Origin of the sequence: Bradyrhizobium sp. (assembly GCF_019244115.1) — a bacterium.
Classification (GTDB): Bacteria; Pseudomonadota; Alphaproteobacteria; order Rhizobiales; family Xanthobacteraceae; genus Bradyrhizobium.
This window is the reverse complement of the sequence record NZ_JAFATE010000568.1, coordinates 1-8,074: the sequence shown is the minus strand read 5'-3', so window position 1 is coordinate 8,074 and position 8,074 is coordinate 1. Positions and strand designations below refer to the sequence as shown.

General features: G+C 63.8%; 13 protein-coding genes and 1 tRNA gene. 1 reads left to right on the top strand and 13 read right to left on the bottom strand.

Translation table 11 applies throughout. The features are described 5' to 3' along the window. From JOZ76_RS25195 to JOZ76_RS25180, 4 genes are all read right to left on the bottom strand, one after another. Positions 1-458 (bottom strand): serine O-acetyltransferase (locus JOZ76_RS25195; protein ID WP_441300089.1); only part of this gene is annotated, 458 nt, incomplete at its 3' end. Positions 459-584: 126 nt separating this feature from the next. Beyond that, complete coding sequence (locus tag JOZ76_RS25190; protein WP_291703232.1) at positions 585-881, bottom strand: hypothetical protein; 297 nt, start codon at positions 879-881, stop codon at positions 585-587. Between the two features lie 31 nt (positions 882-912). Beyond that, positions 913-1,110: a hypothetical protein gene (locus JOZ76_RS25185; RefSeq protein ID WP_291703231.1), complete on the bottom strand. Its 198-nt coding sequence runs from the start codon at positions 1,108-1,110 to the stop codon at positions 913-915. A gap of 26 nt (positions 1,111-1,136) precedes the next feature. Next, on the bottom strand, positions 1,137-1,400 hold the full coding sequence (locus JOZ76_RS25180; RefSeq protein WP_291703230.1) for a DUF3551 domain-containing protein: 264 nt from the start codon (positions 1,398-1,400) through the stop codon (positions 1,137-1,139). A gap of 254 nt (positions 1,401-1,654) precedes the next feature. Here JOZ76_RS25180 and JOZ76_RS25175 point away from each other — a divergent pair, with 254 nt between their 5' ends. Next, positions 1,655-2,104: a hypothetical protein gene (locus JOZ76_RS25175; RefSeq protein ID WP_291703229.1), complete on the top strand. Its 450-nt coding sequence runs from the start codon at positions 1,655-1,657 to the stop codon at positions 2,102-2,104. Positions 2,105-2,117: 13 nt separating this feature from the next. Here JOZ76_RS25175 and JOZ76_RS25170 read toward each other — a convergent pair whose 3' ends face one another. The 9 genes from JOZ76_RS25170 to JOZ76_RS25130 form a co-directional block, all read right to left on the bottom strand. Then, positions 2,118-2,384, bottom strand: a complete 267-nt coding sequence (locus tag JOZ76_RS25170; RefSeq protein ID WP_291703227.1) for a DUF3551 domain-containing protein — start codon at positions 2,382-2,384, stop codon at positions 2,118-2,120. Between the two features lie 108 nt (positions 2,385-2,492). Continuing rightward, positions 2,493-2,687, bottom strand: a complete 195-nt coding sequence (locus tag JOZ76_RS25165; protein WP_291703225.1) for a hypothetical protein — start codon at positions 2,685-2,687, stop codon at positions 2,493-2,495. A gap of 207 nt (positions 2,688-2,894) precedes the next feature. Further along, positions 2,895-2,972, bottom strand: a tRNA-Pro gene (locus tag JOZ76_RS25160). A gap of 158 nt (positions 2,973-3,130) precedes the next feature. Continuing rightward, the gene (locus JOZ76_RS25155) at positions 3,131-3,703 is read right to left on the bottom strand and encodes a MerR family transcriptional regulator (protein WP_291703224.1); all 573 of its coding nucleotides are present in this window, start codon (positions 3,701-3,703) and stop codon (positions 3,131-3,133) included. A 341-nt stretch (positions 3,704-4,044) separates the two neighbouring features. After that, positions 4,045-4,386, bottom strand: coding sequence for an integration host factor subunit alpha (locus JOZ76_RS25150; RefSeq protein WP_291703221.1), 342 nt, complete (start codon positions 4,384-4,386; stop codon positions 4,045-4,047). 128 nt (positions 4,387-4,514) lie between these two features. Continuing rightward, positions 4,515-5,489, bottom strand: coding sequence for a beta-ketoacyl-ACP synthase III (locus JOZ76_RS25145; RefSeq protein ID WP_291703218.1), 975 nt, complete (start codon positions 5,487-5,489; stop codon positions 4,515-4,517). A 12-nt stretch (positions 5,490-5,501) separates the two neighbouring features. Then, the gene (gene plsX, locus JOZ76_RS25140) at positions 5,502-6,545 is read right to left on the bottom strand and encodes a phosphate acyltransferase PlsX (protein WP_291703216.1); all 1,044 of its coding nucleotides are present in this window, start codon (positions 6,543-6,545) and stop codon (positions 5,502-5,504) included. Positions 6,546-6,842: 297 nt separating this feature from the next. After that, complete coding sequence (locus JOZ76_RS25135) at positions 6,843-7,484, bottom strand: YceD family protein (protein WP_291703214.1); 642 nt, start codon at positions 7,482-7,484, stop codon at positions 6,843-6,845. A 1-nt stretch (position 7,485) separates the two neighbouring features. After that, positions 7,486-8,055, bottom strand: a complete 570-nt coding sequence (locus tag JOZ76_RS25130; protein WP_291703233.1) for a ubiquinol-cytochrome C chaperone family protein — start codon at positions 8,053-8,055, stop codon at positions 7,486-7,488. Between the last annotated feature and the right edge of the window lie 19 nt (positions 8,056-8,074).

Genomic DNA, 8,074 nt, shown 5'->3' with positions numbered 1-8,074 from the left:
TCGTCGCCGATCTCGGCGAAGGCCCCGACGACGATGGCCGTCGCATGATCGAGAAACACCGCGGAGCCGATCCGCGCTGAGGGATGGATGCTCACCTGCAGCGTGTCGGCGGATTCGCTCTGCAGCAACAGCGCGAGATCGCTCCGGCCACCGGCCCACAGCCAGTGCGACACCCGAAAAGCCTGCAGCGCGACAAAGCCCTTGAAATTGAGCAGCGGCGCCAAAAACTCGGTCACGGCCGGGTCGTGGATGGCGATCGCAATGAGGTCGAGGCTCGCCGCCTCGACGAGTTCTGGCGCGGCCGAAAAAGCCTTGCTGGCGACGCTCGCAAACTGCGCCCGCTCCGCTGCCGTCTTGCCGAGCCGCTCGCCGATCTGGAACGCGATGGCGCCGCCGAGATCGGCGTGATCGAGAATGGCAGCTGTCAGCCGAGCGCCAAACACCGGATCAGCCGCCACGGCCGTCTCGGCCTCGCACCGGATTTGTTGCCAGAGATCGTCGCTTGATGGACGTTCGTTAGGACTCATGGCCATTAACCTGCGCGTTCGCCGCTTGCCGGCGCAATTCATAGCACAGCTCTTGTGCTAGCGCACCGCGGCCACGATGGCCGCGCCTGCCGCAACCGAGCTCAGCGCAATGACGCTCGCGCGCCACCAGAATTGCTGGTGGGCGGCGCGCCGGTCATGGAAGGCGAGCCAGTCGCGCACGAAGCCGGCGGGAATGTCGAACACCACCACCGGCTCCGCGCCATGGTGGGTCTCGTGATCGCTGAACATTGCGCGCACATTCGCCGCGCCGAGCCGCTCGAGCTCACAGTGCCATTCCCAGGCATGCGCGCCATTGGTCCAGCGATTTTCGAAGGGCAGCGTGTGTGATCCCATGACGAGCCTCCACGGCATGGCACAGCTCAACTCACGCGACGAACATAGCAGCTTTCACGTCGAAAGACGACACGCCACGACCAGCAAGTCCGGGCTCCCTTTCGCAATTCCCGGCAATGACGATTCCACCACGCAAGGCGCTGACGCTGGCGCTGCGACTTGCGAAACGGAACGAATCGAAGCTGCACATGGTGTGCGAGGAGGAAATTCCGATGCTGGCCGAGTTCATCGAGGAGTTCCGCGACGTCACCGCGGTCAATAGACCCGGCGCCGCTGCCGATTGCGCGGTGAAGCCAGGCGTTGCTGCTGCCAATACGGGTTGTCCAGGCACATGGCCGAGTATCCGGACGCCATCGCCCGGCACTGATCCCACGAGGTGAAACGGCAATTCATGGTGCTGCCGTCGCGTGTCCAGGCTTGCATGCAGACCGGGTAGTTCGGGTCGTAGCGTTGCGCCGTGGCCGGGAGGGCCGGCAGGATCGCCACGGTCGCAAGGATCACCCATTTGAGCACGCGCATCAAAATCCTCGTTGGATGAAAGCGGCCGGCTCTGGCCGATGGCAGTGCGCAATCATAACGCTCGCAGCCGTGACAGAGCGCAGGCTTGATCGACATCAATTGCGGAAATGGCACACCCGGAACAGCCATGGCGAACTCGAACGGCCTGCCACTGTCAACGGATAGAATTGCTCCAGCCTGACACAGCCGTCACGGCTCTCACAACAAACCGCCCCAGTTGGGCGGCTAGTGGAGCCGTGGACCTGGAGAGTGGGATGCTGCCTAACCCCTTCGTCGAGCGCCGCATCGCGCGCTCCGTTCTGTCGTTGCTGCTTGCAGGCCTGAATCTGGCGGCTGCCGAGCCGCCCGTTCCCCAGCGCATGCAGACCGTCCAGATCGAGACCGAGCCGCTGGACAGACCGTCGGCAGGGCCAAAAATGTTTCCCAAGGTGCATACGCTGAGCGTACGGCCGGGCTATCCCGGGGAACCGCGCGATACGTCCGGACGCCCTCTGTTCACGCCGCAGATTTCCGGTAGTCCCGCTTTTGACGCCAATCCCGGAATGGTCGGCACGCTGCGGGTCGAACTCGGCCCGGCGCTCGCGCAAAATCCGGACCGGCACTTCATCCACACGATCCGCATTCCAGCTCAGGCCGCGCCGCAGGATGCGATCGAGGCACAGGCGGCGCCCCGGCGCTCCACGCCGACGCTGCAGGAGCCGTGACAGGGCCTTACCGCTAATAGGCGTAACCGCGCCCGTGATCGCCGCGGCCTGGCTGGCGGGCCTGCGACCAATAGGGGTTGTTCAGGCACATGGCCGAGAGTCCGGATGCCGTCGCCTGGCACTGACCCCATGATGTAAAGCTGCAATTCATGTAGTTGCTGCCGCCCCACTCCCAGACCTGGAGGCAGACCGGATAGCGGGGATCGTAGCGCTGAGCGGAGGCAGGCACGACCGCCAGCATTGTCGCGCCCGCCAGAATCATCCAGCCAAGGACCCGCATGGTAACCTCGTTCGAATGGTGGCTGAGTATGGCCGCGGGAGATACCCGTGGCAACGCCTGGAGCGCCAAGGAAGATCTCCCCTTGATCGAAATCAATCCACGATTGCGTCAATAGCTCCGCGCTTCGGCGACGCTGCGCTTGGCGCCGCGCTTGAGGATCCGCCCCCTGCCGCCGCACTTTGCGCATTTGGGGGGATAGACGCGCCGCCCGGGCTTGGGCTGCTGTCTCACCTTGGCAACGCCGGTACCGCCACAGGCGGAGCACAGCTCCTCGCCCGCTGCCAATCTCTTGCTCATAGCCATAAAATAAACTCCCCCGCTTGGTCGCAAAAAGCCCCGAACGGCCCCGTTGGACAACCGGTCAGACCACAGCCCGAGTTCTCTATGCCCGCGGCGGTCAATTGTTCCTATTTCGTCGTCCGCGCGGTCCCACTTGCTTCGCCGGCGGATCGGGCTTGCAAAATTGACGCAACGCTGAATTCTCAGCGTATTGTTGAAATACCAAAAAAATGGTCGGAGCGAGAGGATTTGAACCTCCGACCCCTAGTCTCCCAGACTAGTGCGCTAACCGGGCTGCGCCACGCTCCGATGCCGTTCCATTAGCTTCGATCGCCGCTGCGCGCAAGGCGCGGAATATCCCTCGCCGAACACTTGCATCGCCGTTCCGTGGCCTCCGCAGCACCAACCCGGCAGTGTTACCAGACCGCCGGTCAATGTCAGCGCGAGACGTTGCCGCATGCTCGCGTTCATCCATCCTTCAAGGCCTTGTCGAGCATCTGGCGACAGGCCAGAAGCTCCTTCAGCGCGCCTTCCAGCCGCGCGCGATCGGCCGGACTGGCAGCCGCGGGCGGGCGCGCCTGCGTGGTGCCGCCGCGGAAGGTCGCGAGCAGATCCTCTTCGGTCTCGACGAAGCGGAAGTCGATCCCCTCCTCGTCATCGCCGCCTTCATAATCCTCTTCTTCCTCGTGCAGGCCGGGCTCGTCGTCGCCGTTTTCGAGAAGGCTCTGACCGACCGCCTCCTCGATCGCGCCGAACGAGACGGCGGCCGAATTGTCGGCCAGCCCCTGCACCGATTTGATGCCGTGCTCCTTGAGGATGCGTTGCACCCCGCGGATGGTATAGCCCTCGCCATAGAGCAGGCGGCGGATGCCCCTGAGCAGGTCGACGTCGTCGGGGCGGTAGTAGCGGCGGCCGCCGCTGCGCTTCATCGGCTTGATCTGCGTGAAGCGCGTCTCCCAGAACCGCAGCACGTGCTGCGGAATGTCGAGGTCGGAGGCGACCTCACTGATGGTTCGGAACGCATCCGGCGCCTTGTCCAAATGCCCGCTTCCCTTCGGTTATTCGAGTGGTCCGTTCCTCACAATCGCCTTTGCTTGCGCCTGTTTTTTCTTGAGGCAATTGGAGCGAATCTCGAATCAAACATCACTTGCAAATATGACTTGCTCGTGGAGCGATCGAAGGCGCGCGCAAACCGCGCGAACACCCGCCCGCTCCACTCACGATCGAAAGCGCGATGGCATCACCTTGAACCGCCGCCGCGCAGCTTGTTGTTTGAGCATGATTCCCCGGAGGGTCGAAACCGGGTCAAACCCGGGGACATGCTTCTCCGAAGCCCGCCGCGCAGCTTTCACCGGCGCCGCGTGCCACTCACCCTCAACCTCTATTCAGGCTTCGTCGCCTCGCCGTTGAGCGTCTTGTCGCCAGCGTGACCGTTGATCCGCTGCTTCAGAATCGCCGACGGCTTGAACACCATCACCCGCCGCGGCGAGATCGGTACCTCGGTGCCCGTCTTCGGATTACGTCCAATACGCTGACCCTTCTTGCGCACCATGAACGAACCGAATGACGACAATTTCACCGTCTCGCCCTTTTCCAGGCAGTCGGTGATCTCTTTCAGAACAAGCTCAACGAAAGCCGATGATTCCGTCCGCGACAGTCCAACCTTTTGGTAGACCGCTTCGCACAGATCAACGCGTGTGACTGTTTTCCCGGTTCCAGACATCGCCCGCCCCAACTCACGGCGAATAATTCCTGTCTGAAATTATGAGGTTACGCGGCGATGGTCAACAGCACCGTGAACGCTATCCAAGCCAAAAAGGGGACAATCCCAGGGAGGTCCTCAGGCCGATCCTACCAGCGCAGCAGCACCGAGCCCCAGGTGAAGCCGCCGCCCATCGCTTCCAGCAGCAACAAATCGCCTTTTTTGACGCGTCCGTCCTTCACCGCCACGTCGAGCGCGAGCGGAATCGATGCGGCCGACGTATTGCCGTGCCGGTCCACCGTCAGCACCACCTTCTGCGGCGCAATATGCAACTTGTGCGCGGAGGCGTCGATGATTCGCTTGTTGGCCTGGTGCGGGATGAACCAGTTGATGTCCTCGACGGAGAGTCCTGTCGCGTTCAAGGCATCGACGATGACGTCGGTGATCATGCCGACCGCGTGCTTGAACACCTCGCGGCCTTCCATGCGCAGGTAGCCGACCGTCTGGCTCGAGGATGGGCCGCCATCGACATAGAGTTTCGATTTGTGCTGGCCGTCCGAGCGTAGATGCGCGGTCAGGATGCCGCGGTCGCTCGCCGCGCCGCCCTGCTGCTGCGCCTCGAGCACGACGGCGCCGGCGCCGTCCCCGAACAGCACGCAGGTGCCGCGGTCGTTCCAGTCGAGGATGCGCGAGAACGTCTCGGCACCGATCACCAGCGCGCGCTTGTAGGCGCCGCCACGCAGAAAATTGTCTGCGGTAGCCAGCGCAAAAACGAAGCCGGAACAGACCGCCTGGAGGTCGAACGCTGCGCCGTGATGAATGCCGAGCCCGTTCTGGACCGCGACCGCCGTGGCGGGAAAGGTGTTGTCGGGCGTCGAGGTCGCCAGCACGATCAAATCGATCGACTGGGCATCGACACCGGCATGTTCGAGCGCCGCGCGCGCCGCATTGATCGCCAGATGCGAGGTGAACTCGCCTTCGGCCGCGATATGCCGCTGCTTGATCCCGGTGCGCTGGACGATCCACTCGTCTGACGTGTCGATGCGGCTTGCCAGTTCGGCATTGGTCAGGATCTGCCGTGGCAGATAGGACCCGCAGCCGAGCACCACGGAACGTAAGGTCACGACAATAACCTCCTACGCGGCGGGCTCGGGGACGAGCGCGCCGTCGCGATTGAGCATCTGGTTGATCTTGGTCAGGAGATCGAAGTGAACCATCTCATAGCCAACCTCGACGGCGGAGGCAAAGCCCTCGGCATCGGTGCCGCCATGGCTCTTCACCACGAGGCCGTTTAGCCCGAGCACCACACTGCCGTTGGACTTCCCGGGATCCAGCTTGTCACGCAGCGCACGGAACGCCCCACGCGCCAGCAGATAGCCGACACGCGCAAGCATGCTGCCTTGGATGGCGTTGCGCAGGAAGCTCATGATCTGCCGCGCCGTGCCCTCGGTCGCCTTCAGCGCGATGTTGCCGGAAAACCCCTCGGTGACGACGACGTCGGCATCGCCGCGCCCAATGCCGTCGCCCTCGACAAAGCCGATATAGTCGAGTTGGGGCAGATTCATCGCGCGCAGCAGCTCCGCCGCCTCGCGGATCTCCTCATGGCCCTTCATCTCCTCGACGCCGATATTGAGCAGGCCGACCTTCGGCCGCTCCAGATTGAACAGCACGCTCGCCAGCGCGCTGCCCATCTCCGCCAGCGCCACCAGATGGCGGGCATCGCCGCCGATGGTGGCGCCGAGATCGAGCACGACGGAATTGCCCCTCATCGTTGGCCAGACCGCTGCCAGCGCCGGGCGGTCGATGCCCGCCTGCATGCGCAGGCAGAAGCGCGCCATGGCCACCAGCGCCCCGGTATTGCCGGCGGAGACGGCGACGCCGGCCTCGCCCTTCTTGACGGCCTCGATCGCGAGCCACATCGACGAGCTCTTGCGGCCGCGCCGCAAGGCCTGGCTCGGCTTGTCGTCCATGCTGACCGCGACGTCGGTATGGATCACGCGCGAGGCGGCCTTCAACTCCGGATGTTTGGCGAGCTCCGCACCGATCAGCGCGGAATCACCGAACAGCAGGAATTCCGTATCGGGATGTCGCTTCAGCGAGATCGCGGCGCCAGCGATGACCACTGCTGCGCCGACGTCGCCACCCATGGCGTCAAGCGCTATACGAACCTTTTGCGGCATGAATGTCCCGGAAACCTGATCCCTTGCGGCCCGTGTGCAACGCCCTGCCGCCTCTCCGGCGACCGACGGCGAAAGCCTCCCGATCCGGGCCGGGACAATACCGTGTCCCGGCCGCGACACAACCTCTTGACCCCATCTCCTTGGGCGAAAGGGGGCTCGCCCAGGAAAATCGCCTTGCGAGGCTGCGAAAATCCCAATTCACCCCGATATTGGAACGGATTATGCCAATTCCTCAATGCGGCACATCACCTGCTATAGCCGTCCCGGCGCCCTCTTCGCGCGGTCGCTCGTGCCAGCTCAGCCCTTTTTGCCCTCGGGTCTTGCCTCGTCGGGCTTTCTGGAATCGGTCTTTTCGGCATCGGGACGCTGCAAGGCCTTCAGGGCCGCGAACGGATGCTCTTCCGGATCGGGAGCCGCTACGCGCGGCTCGAACACCGCACCTTGCTTGCGCGGATAAGGGTCGATCGCCAGAAACAGCACGTCGGTCGCAAGCCGGCCGAGATCGATGACGCCGCTCTCGATCGGCTCCGGCGGCTCGGGCACATCAGCATCGTCGTCGTTGTCGGCCTGGTCGACGAAGTCGGCAAGCTCCTTGATCTGCTCGGGTGGAGCAAAGACCAGGTCGATCGCCTCGTCGATATCGTTCTCAATCGGATCGAGCGTCACGACGCAGGTCTGCCCGACTCTGGCCTGCAAGCGGCCCGCGACATGCACCCTTCCGCCGCGCGCGAGCGTCAGCTCGAAACTGGCGTGGGCGGAGGCGATGTCGCGCAAGCCGGCGATCTCGGCCATCGCCTTGCGCTGGGCCGCACTGGCGTCGATCTCGACGGCAAGCCCTGTCTCGGGAATCTGCGCCACGACCACAGGAGCGCGCCAGGGATCGGTTGAGGGGTCGGCCGGAGGATCGGCCCGCGTGTCAATCCCATCTCGCTTCTTCATGCTATCGATCCTTCGATTCCAGCGGTGGGAAGGTCCATCTCCCGCGCAGCATGGCGGCATCGTCGCACGCAGCCAGGGATGTCACGGTGGCCATCGTATAGGCGGCAAGCGCCTGCGCATGATCCAGCCCACCGCCATTCAAGATATTTTTCGCGATCGCCTGGGCCAGCGCCTCGGGCGCTCGTTCAGCGCCATGTTCTGTTCCTTGGCCGAGCGCGAGGTCGTAGGCTCGGCTGCGACCATAAAAGGCCTCGCCAAGTGCCTGCATCCGCCGCGGCACGGCCAGATCGCCGACGCCCATCTCGCGCAGATTGTCGTCCATGTCCTCACAAAACTGGTCGAACAGCGCCTGTGCCGGTTCCATTCCATCTTCGGCGCTCCGCAAGCGCCGCAGAACCATCCACAGATGCAGCAGCAGCAGGTCGAATCGGCCGTCAACCGTATCGGGAACCCCAAATTGCCTGTAGAACACCGGCTCGCGTGCCCGGGTCACGATCATGCCATAGATGACCTCGATGGTGGGCGCGGGGGACGCATCAGGTCTTCTGAAGTGGTTGAACGGCCAGAGCATTCTTGAGGTTCCCTGGCCC